This is a genomic window from Kaistia granuli DSM 23481 (assembly GCF_000380505.1).
Lineage (GTDB): Bacteria > Pseudomonadota > Alphaproteobacteria > Rhizobiales > Kaistiaceae > Kaistia > Kaistia granuli.
Genome location: NZ_AQYH01000003.1, coordinates 321279 through 339685, shown reverse-complemented (window position 1 = coordinate 339685; position 18407 = coordinate 321279). Strand labels below are relative to the sequence as shown.

Genomic DNA, 18407 nt, shown 5'->3' with positions numbered 1-18407 from the left:
GCCGGCTTGGCCCCGCATCCGCGCGATTCCGGCAACACCAGCCGGCACCGCACCATGCGCGGCGGACGCACCGAACTCAGGCCTTTGCTGTTCATGGCCGCCCTCAGCGCGGCCAGGGCCAACCCCGGCCTGCGCGACTTCTACCGACGCCTATGCACCGCCGGAAAGCCAAAGCGCCTCGCGCTCGCAGCCGTCGCCAGAAAACTCGTCGTCGTTGCCAACGCCTTGCTCAAACCAGATGCAACAGAACTGACTTGATGACGGTGAGGTGTCGGGCGCGACGTGGGCGTGGACCGAATGTCCGAATACCGAACGACCGATCAGAGGTCGGCGATCGGCATCGGTTCGATCGCGGGCTCCGCGGCCACGGTCCTCGCGATCGCTGTCCGGAGCATCGGCAGGATGTCCTCGGCGCGGTCGGCGACGATGTAGTTGACCTCGAAGCCGCTACGGATGAAACCGGCGTCCGCCATGTGGCGGAGCAGGGCGATCAGCGGATCCCAGAAGCCGTTGATATTGGCGATCAGCACCGGCTTGCGATGCCGGCCGAGCTGGGCCCAGGTCATCATTTCGACCAGTTCCTCGAGCGTGCCGATGCCGCCCGGCAGCGCCACGAAGGCATCGGAGCGCTCGAACATCAGCCGCTTGCGCTCGTGCATGTCGTTGGTGACGATCAGCTCGTGCGCCGTGTCGAGCATCACTTCGCGTTCCTTCAGGAACTGCGGGATGATGCCGGTGACATGGCCGCCGGCGTCCATCACCGAGCGGGCGGTGATGCCCATCAGGCCAATGGCGCCGCCGCCATAGACGAGGCCGATGCCAGCCTCCCCCATCGCCATGCCGAGTTGCTCGGCCGAATGGGTGTAGATCGGCGCGTCGCCTGCGGACGAACCGCAATAGACGCAAATCGAGGAGAGCTGTGTCATGCAGCCTTCCTCGCATCCGGGCGGGCGAGCGTCAAGGCGGCGGCAATTGCGCCACAGCCTTACGGAAACTGCGGTTTCGCCGCCTTGTGGCGCCCTTGAAAGCGGGTATAACAAGGCGGAGAATAAGCTGGAAAAGGCCGAAGAATCGGGCATCCGGCAGGGGAAGATGAGCCCGCCGGGCGCGGAATTGGAAAAGCCGTTCCGTTTTAAGCGACAGGTTTGAGCATCCATGGCTGAGCAGACACCTCCTGGACCGAAGGCATCCGGCCGCGTTGCCGGTGCAGTGGCGATCGCCGCGATCCTGGTCGGAGGCTATTACGGCCTTGTCGTCAAGCCGGCGTCCGACAAGGCGACGCCCCCGGACGCGACTTCCGCCGCTTCCGGCACCGCGCCGGCAGGCGATGCCAAGGCCCCGGAGACCGACGCCAAGGCCAGCGGCGGCGCCCCGGCCACGACCGATACAGCCATGACGGAAGCCGCCAAGACGGAGACGGCGAAGACCGAAGCCGAACAGGCCGTTCCGACCGAGGGTTCGGCGCCGAGCTTCGACATCGTGCGGGTGGAGCCGACCGGCGAGACGGTCGTCGCGGGCCTCGCCGAACCGAAGTCCAAGGTCGAGCTGCTGGATGGGTCGACGACCATCGCCACCGCCGAAGCGAACGAGCGCGGCGAATGGGCGATGGCGGTCGAGAAGCCGCTCGCCGCCGGCACGCACGACCTGTCCATCCGCACAACCTCGGCCGACAAGAAGGTCGAGACCCTGTCCGAGCAGAGTGTCGCCGTGCAGGTGCAGGAGCCCGGCAAGGGCGAGGCGCTCGTCGTCCTGAATACGCCGGACGCGGCCAGCAAGGTGCTGCAGAAGCCGGAAGTGCCAGGCGAGCAGAAGGTCGCGGCGGCAACCCCGGAGCCGTCCGCGCCGCAGGCTGCCGATGCAACAACCAAGCCGGCGGATGCGCCAGCCCAGCCGGCTGAGACGGCCGGATCGACGCCGGCTAAGCCGGACGCCGCCGCACCGACATCCGGCACGCCGGCCCAGTCGGATACGCTGGCCGACGCGGACAAGGCGGCGCAGCCGGCCGCCACGGCTGGCGACAAGCCGGCGGATGCGACGGGCACGAAGACCGCCGACGCGGCCGCGCCCGGTGCCGAGCCCAAAGTTACCGTCGATGCGGTCGAGGTCGAGGACGGCAAGCTGTTCGTCGCCGGTTCCGCCAAGTCGCGCGCGCCGGTCCGCGTCTATTTCGACGAGAAGCTCGTCGGCGAGGCGAAGCCCGAAGAGAACGGCCGCTGGCTGCTCGAGACCAAGCGTTCGGTCGATCCGGGTCGCCGCGTGGTCCGCGCCGATCAGGTCGAGCCCGATTCCGGCAAGGTGATCGTGCGGGCCGAGGTGCCGTTCGAGCGCACGGAGCATGTCGCGATGCTGGCTCCGGTTGTTGCGACCGGCGGCGGCGCCGGTGGCGCCAGTGCGGACGGCAACGTGCCGGCGCCGCAGAACGTCATCATTCGTCGCGGCGACAATCTCTGGACCATTTCGCGCCGGCTGTACGGCCGTGGCATCCGGTATTCGACCATCTATGCGGCGAACAACGATCAGATCCGCAATCCGCACCTGATCTATCCGGGCCAGACCTTCGTGCTGCCGGCCGGCGACGCCAACTGGACTAACTGAACCACCATCACCACATGTGCCGGGGCGCGCGTTTGACGCGCCCCACATGATCCGCGTCCGGGGCGATACCGCGGCGCGGATTTGCCGTTTGCGTGCAGGCGGCGGCGAAATCTGGAGTAACGTCGAATGAGCGCGACCAACAGCGCCGAGCCGCAGCCCGCCAAGAGCCTGCCGGCCGAAGAGAAGGACGCTACCGCGTTCTCGACCATTGTGAGCCTGTGGCCCTATATCTGGCCGAAGGACCGCAAGGATCTGAAGCTGCGGGTCGCCGGAGCGCTCGTCATCCTGGTGCTCGCCAAGGTGCTGACGGTCTGCATTCCGTTCCTCTACAAATGGGCGACCGATGCGCTCGTTTCGCCGGCCAACGCCGCCGGCGACAAGGCCGGCCTGGCGCTGATCGTCACCGTGCCGATCATGCTGGTGGTCGCCTATGGCGTCGGCCGCATCCTGCTCAACGCCTTCAACCAGATGCGCGACGCGCTGTTTGCCCGCGTCAGCGAGAACGCGATCCGCAAGCTCGGCCGGCGCGCCTTCGTGCACATGCACCGCCTGTCGCTGCGCTTCCACCTGCAGCGGCGCACCGGCGGCCTGTCGCGCACGATGGACCACGGGATGAAGGGCATCGACTCGATCGTCGATCACATCATCCTGAACACCTTCCCGACGCTGCTCGAATTCCTGCTCGCCGCCGTCGTCATCGCCTGGCAGTTCAACCTGACCTACGTCGCGGTCATCGCCGTGACCATCGTCGCCTATGTCTGGTTCACCATCGTCGCCTCCAACTGGCGCATCGCCATCCGCCGCGAGATGAACGCGTCGGACACCGACGCCAATGCCAAGGCGGTCGACTCGCTGCTCAACTACGAGACGGTGAAGTATTTCGGCAACGAGAAGATGGAAGCGGATCGCTACGACAAGTCGCTCGAGCGCTACGAGGCCGCCTCGATCAAGACCTGGACGTCGCTGGCCTGGCTGAACTTCGGCCAGACCGTGATCTTCACGACCGGCATGACAATCTGCATGGCGCTGTCGGGCGCGGCCATCATGCGCGGCGAGCAGACCATCGGCGACTTCGTCATGATCAACGCGCTGCTGGTCCAGCTTTCCTTCCCGCTCAATTTCATCGGCACTGTCTATCGCGAGCTGAAGCAGGGCCTGGCCGACGTCGAGGCGATGTTCCGCCTGCTCGACATGCCGGAGGAGGTGCAGGACAAGCCCGGCGCCCCGGCGCTGGCGGTCAAGGAGGGCACGGTCCGGTTCGAGGACGTGTCGTTCCACTATGATCCGGCCCGCGAAATCCTCAAGGGCGTCAGCTTCGAGGTTCCGGCCGGCAAGACGGTCGCCATCGTCGGACCGTCCGGCGCCGGCAAGTCGACGATCTCGCGGCTGATGTTCCGTTTCTACGACGTCTCGGCCGGCCGCATCACCATCGACGGCATCGATATCCGCGACGTGCAGCAGTCCAGCGTGCGCGCCGCGATCGGCATGGTTCCTCAGGATACCGTGCTGTTCAACGACACGATCGCCTACAACATCGCCTACGGCCGGCCGAGCGCTTCGCCGGAAGAGGTCCGCGAGGCGGCCCGGATGGCGCAAATCGCCAACTTCATCGAATCGCTGCCGGACGGTTTCGATTCCGAGGTCGGCGAGCGCGGCCTGAAGCTCTCGGGCGGCGAGAAGCAGCGTGTGGCGATTGCCCGCACCATCCTGAAGGCGCCGCCGATTCTCGTTCTCGACGAAGCCACCTCGGCGCTCGACACCCATACGGAGCGGGAAATCCAGGGCGCACTCGACCGGGTTTCGTCCGGCCGGACCACTCTGGTGATCGCGCACCGCCTGTCCACAGTTGTGACGGCCGACGAAATCATCGTGCTGGAGGCCGGCCACATCATCGAGCGCGGCAACCATGACACGCTGATGCGGCAGGGCGGACTCTATGCTTCCATGTGGGATCGCCAGCGCGAAGCGGACGAGGCAGCCGAGCGGCTGCGGCGCGTGCAGGAGACCGATACGCTGGGTGTCGTGGTGCGCGGACCGAAGGCCGAACTGGAGACGGTTGGCTAGGGCGGCTTCACTCTTGGAGCTATCCGTGATTTACCGAACCGCTGCGTATCCAAGGAGACAGGGCAAGGCATGGATTCTGTGCTGAAATCGATCCGGGCGAACTTCGTGCCGATTCACCGCGAAGGTTACCCCTTCATCGCCATCCTCGCCTTTGTCACCCTGTTTCTGGGCTGGCTCTGGGGACCGTTGTTCTGGCTCGGCCTGATTCTGACGGCCTGGTGCGTCTATTTCTTCCGCGATCCGCCGCGGGTGACGCCTCTGGACCCGGACCTCGTCATCAGCCCGGCCGACGGCCGCGTGTCGGCGGTCGGCCCGGTCGTGCCGCCGCCGGAGCTGGAGTTGGGAACCGCACCGCGCGTGCGGATTTCTGTCTTCATGAACGTCTTCAACTGCCACGTGAATCGCGCGCCCGTCGCCGGCACCGTCCACCGCATCGCCTACAAGCCCGGCAAGTTCCTGAATGCCGAGCTCGACAAGGCGAGCGAGGACAATGAGCGCAACGGCCTCGTCCTTGATGGTGTCCATGGCAAGCTCGGCGTCGTGCAGATCGCCGGCCTCGTTGCCCGCCGTATCGTCTGCTTCACCCGCGAGGGCCAGCAGCTGGCCTCCGGCGAGCGTTTCGGCCTGATCCGCTTCGGCTCCCGCCTCGACGTCTACCTGCCGGAAGGCGCCACGCCGCTGGTCGCCGAAGGCCAGACGGCGATCGCCGGCGAGACCGTTCTGGCGCGTTTCGGAACGGGCGGCTCGGTCGGCGGCGTCCGGGTCGACTGACATGGAAACCATCTTCCCTCCCTTCGATCCCGACGATGAGGAGGGTCATCGGCCGCGCCTCCGTCAGGTACGGCAGATTCCGATCCGCCTGATCCTGCCCAATCTCGTCACGCTGCTGGCACTCTGCGCCGGCCTGACAGCGATCCGCATGGCGATCGAGGCGCGCTACGGCGAGGCAATCGCCATGATCGTCGTCGCCGCCGTGCTCGATGGCATCGACGGGCGGGTCGCGCGGTTGCTGCGCTCGACGTCGCGCTTCGGCGCCGAGCTCGATTCGCTGACCGATTTCGTCAATTTCGGCGTCGCGCCGGCGATCCTGCTCTATGTCTGGGCGCTGGACGAGGTCCGCTCGCTCGGCTGGATCGCCGCGCTCGTCTTCGCGATCTGCGCCGCGCTGCGGCTCGCCCGTTTCAACGTCGCGATCGACAATCCGCACAAGCCCGACTGGCAGGCGAATTTCTTCGTCGGCGTGCCGGCGCCGGCCGGGGCGCTGATCGTGCTGCTGCCGGTCTATCTCGAATATCTCGACCTCCCGCATGGCCGCTTCACGGCTCCTGTCGTGCTCGTCTACACGATCGCCATCGGCCTCTTGATGGTGAGCCGCCTGCCGACCTGGTCAGGCAAGAAGTTCGGCGCCCGCGTCTCGCGCGAGGTCGTGCTGCCGCTGTTCGTGCTGGTGGTGGTGCTGGCGGCGACGCTGCTCAGCTATCCGTGGCATGTCCTGGCCGCCGGTGCCGTCGTCTATCTCGCTGCCCTGCCGATCGGCTGGCGGGCCTGGCGAAAGCATGAGCGCGAAGAACCTGCGCCCTCCGTGCCCGGCAACGGCTCATAGCAAAAACCCGAAAAGTCGCGGACTTTTCGGGTTGAGCATTTTCATCTTGATGTGGAGGCTGGGGTCGCCAGCTCAGCCGTGGCTCGCCACGGCCTGCATGCGCTCGTCATAGGGGACATGGGCGAACGCACCGCCGAGCGCGTCCGTGGCCGCCGTCGGCGCCATCAGCTCGAGCACGCGCCGCATCTGGGCGATCTGCAGGTCGAGCGCGGCCATGAAGCGGGGATCATCGGCGGGGAGGCTGGTTGCCTGGAACGGGGTGTGCGCGGACTGCATTCTGTCCTCCTTCGGGACGGGCGGCAGCAGGCGGTCGCTACCAATTCGATAAATTTTGAGCCATGTAGGTTAATGCCGGGTGAATCGGCGGGGCGCGTTAACGCTGTGATTCCAGATTTCCAGCCGCGATGTGCCGCCGAAGCCCTGGCCGCGATAACCATTCTGCAAAAGCCGGGACCAGCATGACCCCTTCCTATCCGCGTGATCTGATCGGTTATGGCCGCAACACCCCCGATCCGCAGTGGCCGGGCGGCGCCAACATCGCGGTGCAGTTCGTGGTCAATTACGAGGAGGGCGGCGAAAGCTGTGTCCTCGACGGCGACAAGGCGTCGGAATCGCTGCTTTCCGAGATCGTCGGCGCGCAGCCCTGGGTCGGCCAGCGCAACCTCAATATGGAATCGATCTACGAATACGGCTCGCGCGCCGGATTCTGGCGGCTCTGGCGGATGTTCACGAGCCGCCGCGTGCCCGTTACCTGCTATGGCGTGACACAGGCGATGGCGCGCAACCCGGAAGCGGTCGCAGCGATGAAGGAAGCGGACTGGGAACTCGCCAGTCACGGCCTGCGCTGGCTCGAATACAAGGATTTCCCCGAGGAGGAGGAGCGGCGGCATATCCTCGAGGCGGTGCGCCTGCACACCGAGGTGGCCGGTTCGCGCCCGCTCGGCTTCTACCAGGGCAAGCCGTCCGACAACACGCTCAAGATCCTGATGGAGGAGGGCGGTTTCCTCTATACGTCCGACAGTTACGCCGACGACTTGCCATATTGGATCGAGGGCCCGAACGGTCCGCATCTGATCATTCCCTACACGCTTGAAGCCAATGACATGCGCTTCGCGACGCCGCAGGGTTTCAATTCGGGCGACCAGTTCTTCACCTATCTCAAGGACACGTTCGACGTCCTCTATGAGGAGGGCGAGCAGGGCGCGCCGAAGATGATGAGCGTCGGCCTGCATTGCCGGCTCGTCGGCCGTCCTGGCCGCGCCGCGGCCCTCGCCCGCTTCGTTGACTACGTGCTCGCCAAGGAGAAGGTCTGGATCCCGCGCCGGATCGACATCGCCTGGCACTGGCACGCACACCACAGACCTGCGTGAAATGGCGGCAGGCCGCCGCTTTCCCTTGAATCCGCGGGTTTCAGCGGATACTCCCATCAAGCATGGGAAAAGCGCTGATTCCGCCGGATGGCGGCCATGTCGAAAGCATCAATCTCCGTGAGGCGCTTGAAGAGCGTTACCTCGCCTATGCACTCTCGACCATCATGGGTCGGGCGTTGCCGGATGCGCGCGACGGGCTGAAGCCCGTCCATCGCCGCATCCTCTACGGCATGCACCTGCTGCGCCTCAGCCCGGATTCGGCGTTCAAGAAGTCCGCCAAGATCGTCGGTGACGTGATGGGTTCGTTCCATCCGCATGGCGACCAATCGATCTATGACGCGCTCGTGCGGCTCGCGCAGGATTTCTCGTCGCGCTATCCGCTGGTCGACGGCCAGGGCAATTTCGGCAATATCGACGGCGACGGCGCGGCGGCCTACCGCTACACCGAAGCGCGCATGACCGAAGTCGCGCAGATGCTGCTCGAAGGCATCGACGAGGACTCGATCGATTTCCGCGAGAACTATTCCGGCGATCTGAAGGAGCCGGTCGTCCTGCCGGCGAGCATTCCGAACCTGCTCGCCAACGGCACCTCCGGCATCGCCGTCGGCATGGCCACCTCAGTGCCGCCGCACAACATCGCCGAGCTCTGCGACGCTTCGCTGGTGCTGATCAAGAACCCGGACGCACCGATCGAGGAACTGGTCCATCACGTCCAGGGGCCGGATCTGCCGACGGGCGGCATCATCGTCGACAGCCGCGCCCAGATCACCGAGTCCTACCGCACCGGCAAGGGCGGCTTTCGCGTGCGCGCCCGCTGGCATGTCGAGGACCAGGGTCGCGGCACCTATCTGATCGTCGTCACCGAAATCCCCTATCAGGTGCAGAAGTCGCGCCTGATCGAGAAGATCGCTGAACTGATCCAAACGCGGAAAGTGCCGCTGCTGGCCGACGTGCGCGATGAGTCCGCCGAGGACATTCGTGTCGTGCTGGAGCCGCGCGCCCGCACCGTCGACGCGGCGCTGCTGATGGAATCGCTGTTCAAGCTGACCGAACTTGAAAGCCGCATCTCGCTCAACATGAACGTTCTGTCCAAGGGCATCGTCCCGAAGGTCATGAACCTCGCCGAGGTCCTGAAGGAGTGGCTGGAGCATCGCCGCGAGGTGCTGGTCCGTCGCTCCGCCTTCCGTCTGGCGCAGATCAAGCACCGGCTGGAAGTCCTGGAAGGCTATCTCGTCGCCTACCTGAACCTCGATGAGGTGATCCGGATCATCCGCTATGAGGATGAGCCGAAACAGGAGTTGATGAAGACCTTCTCGCTGACCGACCTACAGGCCGAGTCGATCCTCAACATGCGGCTGCGCTCTCTGCGCAAGCTCGAGGAATTCGAGATCCGCAAGGAGCACGACTCGCTGTCGGCCGAGATGGCGCAGATCGAGGCGCTGCTCGGCTCCGAGGAAAAGCAGTGGCAGACGGTGGCCTGGCAGGTGAAGGAGGTCCGCAAGACCTTCGGCCCGGACACGCCGCTCGGCAAGCGCCGCACCGGCTTTGCCGACGCGCCGGCGCATGATGTCGAGGATATCCAGCAGTCGATGATCGAGCGCGAGCCGATCACGGTGGTGGTGTCCGAGAAGGGCTGGATCCGCGCGCTCAAGGGCCATGTCAGCGATATCTCGACGCTGACCTTCAAGACCGATGACGGGCTGAAGATGGCGCTGCATGCCGAGACGACGGACAAGCTGCTGGTCTTCTCTACCGGCGGCAAGTTCTACACGCTCGGCGCCGACAAGCTGCCGGGTGGCCGCGGCCATGGCGAGCCAATCCGCCTGATGGTCGACATGGACAACGCCCAGGACATCGTCACGGTGTTCGTGCACAAGCCCGGCCGCAAGCTCTTGCTGGCCTCGACCGACGGGCGTGGCTTCGTCGTGCCCGAGACCGAGGTGATCGCCAATACCCGCAAGGGCAAGCAGGTGCTCAACGTCGACGGCACCGAGGAGGCGCGCATCTGCGTCGAGGCGGGCGGCGATCTGGTCGCCGTCATCGGCCAGAACCGGAAGTTCCTCGTCTTCCCGGCCGAGCAGGTTCCGGAAATGACGCGCGGCAAGGGTGTCCGGCTGCAGCGCTACAAGGATGGCGGCCCGTCCGACATCCGTACCTTCAACGCCGCCGACGGCCTGACCTGGATGGATTCGTCGGGGCGCAGCTATACGCGGACCGCCGAGGAGCTGAAGCCCTGGGTGGCCGAGCGCGGCCAGGCCGGACGTCTGCCGCCGGACAAGTTCCCGAAGACCAATACCTTCGGCACGCCGCAGCTGAAGTAGGGGCCAGAAGGCGCAGGCCCTCGTCCAACCCTCTCCCGCAAGCGGGAGAGGGAGCGCGGCGGCGCTTGTCTGAGGCTGCATGTCGAAAAGAGTTCTGGCCCAACAGCCCTCGCCCGCTGGCGAGGGGGGTGGGTGAGGGGCTTCCTTTCTGAGAAGCACCACCGCCACTCAGTCGGCCGCCGGCTCCCAGCCGCGCGGGCCGAGATGCTCCTGCGGCCGGAAGCGGGCCTTGTAGGCCATCTTCTTCGAGCCATCGACCCAATAGCCGAGATAGACGTAGGGCAGGCCCATCTTGCGAGCGCGGCGGATGTGGTCGAGGATCATCAGCGTTCCGAGCGAGCGGTCGGTGTAGCCGGGCTCGTAGAACGAATAGACCATCGAGAGGCCGTCCGAGAGCAGGTCGGTCAGCGCCGTCGCGATCAGCGGGCCGTCGCCCTGGCCGGTGATGGCTGTATCGGGCCCCCGGAAGCGATACTCGACCAGCATCGTGTCGACATGCGTATCCTCGACCATCATCGCATAGTCGAGCACGGTCATGTCGGCCATGCCGCCCTGCGAGTGGCGGGCATCCAGATAGGCGCGGAAGAGCGAGTATTGCTCGGAGGTCGGCGCCGCGTCGACGCGCGTGCCGATCAGGTCGACGTTCTTTTCGAGCACGCGGCGGAAGCTGCGCGTGGTCACGAAATGGTCGACGGGGACGCGGACCGAGACGCAGGCCTTGCAGGTTTCGCAGGCCGGCCGATAGGCGATGTTCTGGCTGCGCCGAAACCCGCCCTGGGTCAGGATCTCGTTGAGCGACGAGGCCTTCTCGCCAACCAGGTGGGTAAAGACCTTCCGTTCCATCTGGCCGGGCAGATAGGGACAAGGCGAGGGCGCGGTCAGGAAGAACTGCGGCGTTTCCGTCGAATGCTGGGTCATAACGCGACAGGCTCGAACGAAGAGGGCATCGGCAGACGATAATACGCCGTCCGCCGATGCCAAGGCTGTTTTTTAGAGACGTCAGCGGCGCGTGCGCGCCAACGGTCCGGCATTCAGGATAACCGTGCCGAGCAGCATGTCATGCAGCAGGCGCTTGCGGTTGGAGAACAGCCCGACCAGCAGGACGAGCGGCGTCAGCACCGAGACCGAGAACCAGAAGATCAGCGCATGCGCCGCCGCGATGATCGGCCCGATCCGCTCGCCATCGGTCGAGCGAATGGTGACACCGGCCATCCGCATGCCCGGCGTGGCGGCCTTGGGGCCACCCAGCGTCAGCGCGACATAGAGCAGGGCGACGATCGCAAACAGCGGCAGGGCGAACAGGAACCAGGCGATGCCGAGCGTGACAACGCCCATCGCCAGGATCACAAGAGAAGCGAGCAGCAGGAAGAAACCGATCAGGATCGCGTCGATGATGAACGCGAAGAAGCGCTTCGAGAGCACGCCGTCGTAGAGTTCGGGCTCGCGAACCGGGTCGAAGACCTGGCCGTTGGCGCGATAGGCATCGTCATAGTGCGTCATAGCGTTCCCTGGTTCCATCTTGCAGAAGAACAAATGGGACGCTTTGCCCCATGGTGCAAGAACTGGGGCCGCAATACCCGTTGGACAACGTCAGGGTGGCGCCATGCGCGCCACCGTATAGTGGCGCGCCTCGAGCGCCGAGACGATTTCGCCGGCATGTTCGGGCCCGTGTGTCTCGATCGTGACATCGACGCTGGCGCCCTTGGCCGGCACGGTCAGGAGGTTGCGGTGGTGGAACACCTCCAGGATGTTGCCGCCGCAGGCACCGATGGTGGCAGCGATGTCGGCGAGCACTCCCGGCTGGTCCGGAATGATGATGCGGACGGCGACGATGCGCTCGGACCGCGCCAGGTCGCGAACCATGATCGAGGCGGCGAGCCGCGGATCGATGTTGCCGCCGCATAGCACCAGGCCGACGCGCTGACCCCTGAACCGGTCCGGATCCGCCAGCATGGCGGCGAGGCCTGCGGCGCCGGCGCCCTCTGCCATGGTCTTCTGCAGCGTCAGATAGGCGTTGACCGCCCGTTCGATCGTCGTCTCGGAAACGAGCACGACGTCGTCGACAAAGCGCCGCGCGATTTCCAAAGTCAGCTTGCCGACATTCTTGACGGCAATGCCCTCGGCGAGCGAGTTGCCGCCGCAGACGCCCTCGACTCCATCGAGCGCCGCCCGCATCGAGGGATAGAGCTCCGTTTCGACGCCGATCACCTGCGTCTGCGGCGCCAGCGCCTTGCTGGCGATCGCCATGCCGCCGATCAGTCCGCCGCCGCCGACGGGGATGAGCATGCAGTCGAGCGGCGGGCCGCCCTCGATCATCTCGAGCGCGATGGTTCCCTGTCCGCGGATCACGTGCGGATCGTCATAAGGATGGACCCAGACGGCGCCGGTCTCGTCCGCGATCGTGCCAGCGATCTGCTGGCAGATGGCCAGCGTCTCGCCCTCAACCACCACGCGCGCGCCAAAAGCCTGGGTTGCTTCGATCTTCACGAACGGGGTGGTCTTCGGCATCACGATCGTGGCCGGAATGCCGAGCCGCTGGGCATGATAGGCGACGGCCTGCGCGTGGTTGCCGGCCGACATCGCCACGACACCGCGCCGGCGTTCCTCCGGTGACAGCGACAGCAGCTTCACCAGCGCGCCGCGCTCCTTGAAGGAGGAGGTGACCTGCAGGTTCTCGTATTTGACGTGAACCTCGGCCCCGGTCAGGCGCGACAGGCGCGGAGCGGGCAGGAACGGGGTGCGGATCAGCACGCCATCGATCAGGCGGGCCGCATCGCGGATGTCGTCCAAATCGGGAAATGGGCTATGCGGCGATCCGGTCATGACAACTCCAGAACTCAGGATGGACGAACGGCGTGGTCTTCTTCGAGAGCCGCGCCGCGCCCGAGCAGGCCGTTCGGACGCAGGACAAAGAGCAGCGTGAGCAACCCAAGAACAACGATGTCACGCGACGAGCTATCGAAATAGGCCGACCACAGCGTTTCGAGCATGGCGATCAGCAGCCCGCCAAGCACGGCGCCGAGCAGCGATCCGGCACCGCCGACAAGGCTGGCGAGCAGCGCCTTCAGGCCGATGATCAATCCCATGGAATAGGTGATGCTGCCATAGCTGAGCGCCAGAACCGTGCCGCCACCCGCCGCCAGCGTCGACGCCAGGACCAGCGTCGTGCCGGTGACCTGCGCCGGATCGATGCCGTTCAGCCTCGCCATCACCCGGTCGTCCGCCACGGCGCGCCAGGCCCTGCCGAAGGCGGAATAGCGCATGAAGAGTAGCACGGCAGGCAGGATGACGAGCGCCAGCCCGATGATCAGCAGCCGCATCTCCGTGACGACGACGGGAAACGCTCCCTGGGTCAGGATGACCGGCGTATCGAGCAGGGGCTGGACCCAGATCTCGCGCGCGCCCTGCGTCAGCCGCAGCATTTCCGACAGCGCGATTCCGAGGCCGATGGTGGCGATGATGAAGGCGCGATCGGGGCTGTCGGCGAGCGGCAGGATGACGGCCCTGCCGACGAGCCAGCTCCAGAGCGCGGCCAGCGCCCCGGCCATCACCAGAATGACAAGCACTGACGAAACCAGGCCCAGCGACGGCATGCTGACCACGGTGACGATGCCGATGATCGCGCCATAGCCGCCGATGACGGCGATCTGACCGAACGCCATGTGGATGCGCCGGATCAGGCCGTAGACGAGGGCGAAGGCGAGCGCCAGTGGCGAATAGAGCGCCGCCAGATTGAGGATGTTGGTGACCTGCTGTAGCGCGAAGCCAACGGATTTCGGCAGGGCGATGGAAGAGACCTGGAGGCCCGGCGCCTGCCAGTTGGTCTCCGCGATCGCCCGCGAGACCGCGCCGTCCTGGCTCAGGAACCAGCGGTGCAGCGTCAGCAGCTGCAATTCCGTGAGCGCGCCGTCATAGCCGCGCACGCCGATGACGTCGCGCCGGCCCATCTCCAGCGTGCCGCCCGCGAAGGCGCAGTCGACATAGAGCGGCAGATGCATGTTCGGCACGGTGTAGTTCACCCGCACCGCATGGCTGACGCCTTCGAGCGGGATCACCGCCTGGATCGAGACGGGCTGGCCGGCAGGGGCGACGGCGGTGGCGACCGCCACGCAGATCCGTGCCTGCTGACGGTCGACCGAACTGCACGCGGCGAGCAGGGCTGCCGCGCAGAAGAGAAGCGCCATGATCGCGGCCGGTCTAGCGGCCCCTATCATCGGCGCGCTCCGATCAGCGGGGGAGAAGCGGCGCGACGAGCGGCGCGAAATAGGTCAGGATGCCGTCGGCGCCGGCCCGCTTGAACGCCCAGAGGCTTTCGAGGAAGGCGCGCTCGCCGTCGATCCAGCCATTGCGCGCCGCGGCCTGCAGCATCGCGTACTCACCCGACACCTGATAGGCGAAGGTCGGCATGGCGAATGTCTCCTTCACCCGCTGCACCACGTCGAGATAGGGCATGCCGGGCTTGACCATGATCATGTCAGCCCCTTCCTGAATGTCGAGTTCGACTTCGCGCAGAGCCTCGTCGGTATTGCCGAAATCCATCTGGTAGGTGCGCTTGTCGCCGATCAGCGTCTTCGACGTGCCGATGGCGTCGCGGAACGGCCCGTAGAAGGCGGACGCGTATTTCGCCGAATAGGCCATGATCTGGACGTCGAGGTAGCCGGCATCGTCGAGCACTTCTCGGATCGCGGCGACGCGGCCATCCATCATGTCGGACGGCGCGATGACGTCGGCGCCGGCCTCGGCCTGGGCCAACGCCTGCTGCACGAGCAGGGCGACGCTGGCGTCGTTGACGATGCGGTCGCCCTCCAGCACGCCGTCATGGCCGTGGCTGGTATAGGGATCGAGCGCCACGTCGGTGATCAGGCCGATCTCCGGTACCGCCGCCTTGATCGCGCGGCAGGCGCGGCAGACGAGATTTTCCGGATTGAGCGATTCGCTGCCGGTCGGATCGCGCAGCGACGGCTCTGTGAACGGGAACAGGGCGATGGCGGGAATGCCGACGGCGGCCGCCTTCTCTGCCTCGACGACCGCTTGGTCGACGGAGAGCCGCTGCACGCCGGGCATCGAGGCGACGTCCTGGCGGACATTGACGCCTTCGATCAGGAAGATCGGCCAGATCAGGTCGTTGACCGTCAGCACCGTCTCGCGCACCAGGCGGCGCGACCAGTCCGCCTTGCGATTGCGACGCAGGCGACGTCCGCCCAGGATCGCGTTCATATCGGGCGGCGTGAAGGACTGACGAGTCATGCGGATTTCCTTGGAGTGGCGCGACGGCTGGAACCTAGCACCGGATTTTCCGGCGGCAAGCGCAGCACTGTCGCGCCTCGAAGTGGGGTGGCGGCGGGGTTAGCCGTCGCTTTTGCGGACGAGAATCTTGTCGATCCGGCGGCCATCGAGGTCAACCACCTCGAAGATCCAGCCCTCATAGCTGAAGAATTCGCCCGGCACCGGGATGTGGCCGAGATGATGCAGCATGAAGCCTGCCACCGTCGCGAAGTCACCGTCGACGCCGAGACCTTTCAGACCGAGCGTGCGCTCGGCCGAATCGATCGCGGCACTGCCGTCGATCAGCCACGAGCCGTCGGCCCGCTGAATGGCGTCGGGAACGTCGTCGCCCTCGTGCTCCGGCATGTCGCCGGCGATCGCCGTCAAGATGTCCATCGGCGTCACGACGCCCTGGAAACTGCCATACTCGTCGAGCACGACCGCCATGTGCACGTTGGATGTCTTGAACCGGTCCAGAACCTTCAGCACCGGCATGCGTTCGTCGACATAGAGCGGCTCGCGGATGACCGTCGCGAGATCGACGACCTTGCCCAGATAGATCTGCTCCAGCAAGTCCTTGGCATGGACGATGCCGATGACCGCGTCGATTTCGCCACGGCTGACCGGAAAGCGCGAGTGGCCCGAATGCATGACCGCATCGCGGTTTTCCGCCGGCGGGTCCTCGATATCGAGCCACACGACGTCCGGGCGCGCCACCATGATCGAACGCACGGGGCGATCGGCGACGCGGATGACCGCCTCGATCATCTCGCGCTCGGCCTGATGGAAGATGCCGGCCTCGGTGCCTTCGGCGATCATCGTCTTGACCTCTTCCTCGGTCACGCCGCGCTCGTCATTCTCCTGCTTGCCGAGAAGGCGGAGAACCGTGTTCGTCGAAAGCCGGAGGAACCAGACGATCGGCAGCGCGAAGCGGGCGAGCAGGCCGACCGGCCGCGCGACGAAGCAGGCGAGGCGCTCGGGATTGGTGAGTGCCAGCCGCTTCGGCACCAGTTCGCCTGCAATCAGCGAGAAATAGGCAAGTCCGACCACCACGACGACGGTCGCGATGGTGGAGGCCCGGCCGCCAAGGGTCGGAAACACGTCAAGCAGGTATTCGGTCAGAGGCGTCGCCAGGGCGGCCTCGCCGAAGGCGCCCGAAAGGATGGCGACCAGGGTGATGCCGATCTGGACCGCCGACAGAAAGCCGGTCGGGTCCTCCGACAGCTTCAGCGCGGTCGAGGCGCCACGGACGCCCTCGCTGGCCATGAACTGCAGACGGGCAGGGCGGGATGAAACGACAGCGATCTCTGAAAGAGCAAAGAAGCCGTTGAAAGCGATCAACACAGCGATGATCAGAAGGTCTTGCCAGGGCATGTGTCGTTTAGCGCGCGGCAATCATTGAGGAGGGCACCATGTTTTCCATTTGGCCGTAGAAAAGGGACCGGCAAGCGGGACCGCTCGGCCCTGCTCCGGAATAAAACTTCGCATATGCTATCTCGACATGACGCGGATCATAACGAACGCGTCAGGTTCTCGCCAGCGGAGAGATGAGGCAGTCCCACACGCGCCGAATGAGGTGGGGACGGACCTGGAACCGGACTTGCCGAGGCGCCGCCTCTGCTTACTGTCGACCGGACACCCGGAGACAGGCATGACAGTCGAACCCGAAATCCGTTTCGAGCGCAGGGGGCACGCGGGCATCGTCACGCTCTGCCGTCCGGGCGCCCTGAACGCGCTATCGCATGGCATGGTCCAGTCGCTGGCGACAACGCTCGCCGCCTGGAAGGATGATCCGGCCGTGCGGCTCGTGATCATCCGCGGCGAAGGCAGGGCCTTCTGCGCCGGTGGCGACATTCGTGCCGTCTATGAAGCCGGGCGCGGTGCGCCCGGGCAACGGGACTTCTTCCGCGACGAGTATCGCCTGAACGCGGCGATCCAGGTATTTCCCAAGCCCTATGTCGCGCTCGTCGACGGCTACATCATGGGCGGCGGGGCAGGGATCGCCGTGCATGGCTCGCATCGTGTGTTCGCCGAAAATGCCGTGTTCTCGATGCCGGAAACCGGCATCGGCTTCTTTCCGGATGTCGGCTCCAGCTATTTCCTGTCCCGCATGCCGGGCGAGATCGGCGTCTATTGCGCGCTGGCGGCGGTACGGCTGCGGCGCGGCGATGCGCTCCATACCGGGATCGCGACCCATGCGGCGCCCGCGGCGGCATTCGAGGCGATCGTCGCGCGACTGACGGAAGACGACGCGGTCGACGCCTTGCTCGCCGACTTTGCCGAAGCCGCGCCGGCGGAAACGCTCGAGCCGCTCGGTCCCGTCATCGATGCCGCGTTCGGCGTGGGCCCGGTCGAATCGATCCTCGCGCGGCTGGAAGCGCTGGATGGCCCGCATGCCGACTGGGCTCGGCAGACGGCGGCGACCATTCGCGAGAAATCGCCGACGAGCCTGCGTGTCGCCCTGCGTCAGATCCGCGCCGCGCGGCAGCTCGATTTCGACGACTGCATCCGGCTCGACTGGCGCATTGCCTGTGCGATTCTCGACGGTCACGATTTTTACGAGGGGGTCCGCGCCGCCCTGGTCGACAAGGATCGGTCGCCGGCCTGGTTGCCCGGGACGCTGGCGCAGGTTGACCCGAAGGCGATCGACGGGCACTTCGTGGCACCTGCCGAGGGAGACATTCCGCTACCATGATCGACAATGAAGTTACCCAGCTCCCAAGCGAGCCGGACAATCCCTACGATCTGGCGCTGACCGTCTATCTGCGCGGCGTTTCCTGCATGCTGCTGATCCTGGGGCTCCGGCACTGGCTCTATATCGCCGGTGTCTTCCAGGATCCGGGCTGGAGCTTCGAGACGATGTCGGCGCCCTGGCAACTGGTGACGATCCATCTCGCCGTCGTCGATCTGGTCGCCGCCGTCGGGCTGTGGATGCGCGTTGCCTGGGGCAATGTGATCTGGGTCTATGTCGCGCTGTTCGAGGTGGCGATGCACACCGTCTTCGCAGAGACCTTCGGTCTGGACCTGATCATCGTCGCCTTCCACGTCGTTTCGCTGCTGATCTTCGTCGCCCTGCTGGTGATGAGCCGGCGGCACGAGGCGCTCGCCAGCTGAGCGTCAGGATAGCAAGTTTTTAACGATAAGAACCGTTTCGGTCGCCCGTCCGCCAGGTAAGCCTGCGTTAAGCGT

Annotated in this window: 18 protein-coding genes; 10 read left to right on the top strand and 8 right to left on the bottom strand. The window is 65.7% G+C overall.

Annotated elements, in window-relative coordinates:
* Window positions 1–258, top strand: a 258-nt coding sequence (locus G342_RS25590) for a transposase (RefSeq protein ID WP_018181812.1), incomplete at its 5' end; no start/stop codon positions are given.
* A gap of 62 nt (window positions 259–320) precedes the next feature.
* On the opposite strand, the gene G342_RS0103980 is transcribed toward G342_RS25590, so the two are convergent.
* Window positions 321–926, bottom strand: a complete 606-nt coding sequence (locus G342_RS0103980; RefSeq protein ID WP_018181811.1) for an LOG family protein — start codon at window positions 924–926, stop codon at window positions 321–323.
* Between G342_RS0103980 and G342_RS25915 the strand changes: the two genes are divergently transcribed.
* From G342_RS25915 to pssA, 5 genes are all read left to right on the top strand, one after another.
* On the top strand, window positions 925–1149 hold the full coding sequence (locus G342_RS25915) for a hypothetical protein (RefSeq protein WP_156830777.1): 225 nt from the start codon (window positions 925–927) through the stop codon (window positions 1147–1149). The genes G342_RS0103980 and G342_RS25915 overlap by 2 nt on opposite strands.
* 6 nt (window positions 1150–1155) lie before the next feature.
* Window positions 1156–2595: a LysM peptidoglycan-binding domain-containing protein gene (locus tag G342_RS23190; RefSeq protein WP_156830776.1), complete on the top strand. Its 1440-nt coding sequence runs from the start codon at window positions 1156–1158 to the stop codon at window positions 2593–2595.
* Window positions 2596–2721: 126 nt separating this feature from the next.
* A complete protein-coding gene (locus G342_RS0103970; protein ID WP_018181809.1) occupies window positions 2722–4659 on the top strand; it encodes an ABCB family ABC transporter ATP-binding protein/permease in 1938 nt (645 codons plus the stop codon).
* A 21-nt stretch (window positions 4660–4680) separates the two neighbouring features.
* Window positions 4681–5430, top strand: a complete 750-nt coding sequence (locus tag G342_RS0103965) for a phosphatidylserine decarboxylase (RefSeq protein ID WP_281170431.1) — start codon at window positions 4681–4683, stop codon at window positions 5428–5430.
* A 1-nt stretch (window position 5431) separates the two neighbouring features.
* On the top strand, window positions 5432–6262 hold the full coding sequence (pssA, locus tag G342_RS0103960) for a CDP-diacylglycerol--serine O-phosphatidyltransferase (RefSeq protein WP_018181807.1): 831 nt from the start codon (window positions 5432–5434) through the stop codon (window positions 6260–6262).
* Between the two features lie 72 nt (window positions 6263–6334).
* Here the strand turns inward: pssA and G342_RS0103955 are convergent, their stop codons facing one another.
* Entirely contained in the window at window positions 6335–6538 is a 204-nt protein-coding gene (locus G342_RS0103955) for a hypothetical protein (RefSeq protein ID WP_018181806.1), read from the bottom strand.
* Between the two features lie 182 nt (window positions 6539–6720).
* On the opposite strand from G342_RS0103955, the gene puuE reads away from it, so the two are divergent.
* Window positions 6721–7632 (top strand): allantoinase PuuE, encoded by a 912-nt coding sequence (puuE, locus tag G342_RS0103950; RefSeq protein ID WP_018181805.1) that lies wholly within the window; start codon window positions 6721–6723, stop codon window positions 7630–7632.
* A gap of 62 nt (window positions 7633–7694) precedes the next feature.
* Entirely contained in the window at window positions 7695–9953 is a 2259-nt protein-coding gene (gene parC, locus G342_RS0103945) for a DNA topoisomerase IV subunit A (protein ID WP_018181804.1), read from the top strand.
* 168 nt (window positions 9954–10121) lie between these two features.
* Here parC and G342_RS0103940 read toward each other — a convergent pair whose 3' ends face one another.
* The 6 genes from G342_RS0103940 to G342_RS0103915 all read right to left on the bottom strand — a co-directional run bounded on the left by G342_RS0103940 (window position 10122) and on the right by G342_RS0103915 (window position 16592).
* Complete coding sequence (locus G342_RS0103940) at window positions 10122–10871, bottom strand: arginyltransferase (RefSeq protein ID WP_018181803.1); 750 nt, start codon at window positions 10869–10871, stop codon at window positions 10122–10124.
* A gap of 81 nt (window positions 10872–10952) precedes the next feature.
* Window positions 10953–11453 carry an RDD family protein gene (locus G342_RS0103935; protein WP_018181802.1) on the bottom strand — a complete coding sequence of 167 codons (501 nt, stop codon included), beginning with the start codon at window positions 11451–11453 and terminating at the stop codon, window positions 10953–10955.
* A gap of 90 nt (window positions 11454–11543) precedes the next feature.
* Window positions 11544–12776, bottom strand: coding sequence for a threonine ammonia-lyase (locus G342_RS0103930; protein ID WP_026304097.1), 1233 nt, complete (start codon window positions 12774–12776; stop codon window positions 11544–11546).
* Between the two features lie 14 nt (window positions 12777–12790).
* Window positions 12791–14137 (bottom strand): branched-chain amino acid ABC transporter permease, encoded by a 1347-nt coding sequence (locus G342_RS0103925; RefSeq protein WP_018181800.1) that lies wholly within the window; start codon window positions 14135–14137, stop codon window positions 12791–12793.
* Between the two features lie 43 nt (window positions 14138–14180).
* The gene (gene hemB / locus G342_RS0103920) at window positions 14181–15200 is read right to left on the bottom strand and encodes a porphobilinogen synthase (RefSeq protein WP_018181799.1); all 1020 of its coding nucleotides are present in this window, start codon (window positions 15198–15200) and stop codon (window positions 14181–14183) included.
* A gap of 99 nt (window positions 15201–15299) precedes the next feature.
* On the bottom strand, window positions 15300–16592 hold the full coding sequence (locus G342_RS0103915; RefSeq protein WP_018181798.1) for a hemolysin family protein: 1293 nt from the start codon (window positions 16590–16592) through the stop codon (window positions 15300–15302).
* A gap of 277 nt (window positions 16593–16869) precedes the next feature.
* On the opposite strand from G342_RS0103915, the gene G342_RS0103910 reads away from it, so the two are divergent.
* Together G342_RS0103910 and G342_RS0103905 are read left to right on the top strand one after the other, a co-directional pair.
* On the top strand, window positions 16870–17913 hold the full coding sequence (locus tag G342_RS0103910; protein WP_018181797.1) for an enoyl-CoA hydratase/isomerase family protein: 1044 nt from the start codon (window positions 16870–16872) through the stop codon (window positions 17911–17913).
* Window positions 17910–18332, top strand: coding sequence for a DUF6163 family protein (locus tag G342_RS0103905; RefSeq protein WP_018181796.1), 423 nt, complete (start codon window positions 17910–17912; stop codon window positions 18330–18332). The genes G342_RS0103910 and G342_RS0103905 overlap by 4 nt, the downstream gene beginning before the upstream one ends.
* Window positions 18333–18407 lie beyond the last annotated feature (75 nt).

Excerpts from the sequence above, each read along its gene's own strand:
- puuE (WP_018181805.1), top strand. The coding sequence starts at position 6,721 with ATGACCCCTTCCTATCCGCGTGATCTGATCGGTTATGGCCGCAACACC.
- G342_RS0103940 (WP_018181803.1), bottom strand. The coding sequence starts at position 10,871 with ATGACCCAGCATTCGACGGAAACGCCGCAGTTCTTCCTGACCGCGCCC.
- G342_RS0103905 (WP_018181796.1), top strand. The coding sequence starts at position 17,910 with ATGATCGACAATGAAGTTACCCAGCTCCCAAGCGAGCCGGACAATCCC.
- G342_RS0103930 (WP_026304097.1), bottom strand. The coding sequence starts at position 12,776 with ATGACCGGATCGCCGCATAGCCCATTTCCCGATTTGGACGACATCCGC.
- hemB (WP_018181799.1), bottom strand. The coding sequence starts at position 15,200 with ATGACTCGTCAGTCCTTCACGCCGCCCGATATGAACGCGATCCTGGGC.
- G342_RS0103925 (WP_018181800.1), bottom strand. The coding sequence starts at position 14,137 with ATGGCGCTTCTCTTCTGCGCGGCAGCCCTGCTCGCCGCGTGCAGTTCG.
- G342_RS0103915 (WP_018181798.1), bottom strand. The coding sequence starts at position 16,592 with ATGCCCTGGCAAGACCTTCTGATCATCGCTGTGTTGATCGCTTTCAAC.
- G342_RS0103980 (WP_018181811.1), bottom strand. The coding sequence starts at position 926 with ATGACACAGCTCTCCTCGATTTGCGTCTATTGCGGTTCGTCCGCAGGC.
- G342_RS0103910 (WP_018181797.1), top strand. The coding sequence starts at position 16,870 with ATGACAGTCGAACCCGAAATCCGTTTCGAGCGCAGGGGGCACGCGGGC.
- G342_RS0103935 (WP_018181802.1), bottom strand. The coding sequence starts at position 11,453 with ATGACGCACTATGACGATGCCTATCGCGCCAACGGCCAGGTCTTCGAC.
- G342_RS23190 (WP_156830776.1), top strand. The coding sequence starts at position 1,156 with ATGGCTGAGCAGACACCTCCTGGACCGAAGGCATCCGGCCGCGTTGCC.
- G342_RS0103955 (WP_018181806.1), bottom strand. The coding sequence starts at position 6,538 with ATGCAGTCCGCGCACACCCCGTTCCAGGCAACCAGCCTCCCCGCCGAT.
- pssA (WP_018181807.1), top strand. The coding sequence starts at position 5,432 with ATGGAAACCATCTTCCCTCCCTTCGATCCCGACGATGAGGAGGGTCAT.
- G342_RS25915 (WP_156830777.1), top strand. The coding sequence starts at position 925 with ATGCAGCCTTCCTCGCATCCGGGCGGGCGAGCGTCAAGGCGGCGGCAA.
- parC (WP_018181804.1), top strand. The coding sequence starts at position 7,695 with ATGGGAAAAGCGCTGATTCCGCCGGATGGCGGCCATGTCGAAAGCATC.
- G342_RS0103970 (WP_018181809.1), top strand. The coding sequence starts at position 2,722 with ATGAGCGCGACCAACAGCGCCGAGCCGCAGCCCGCCAAGAGCCTGCCG.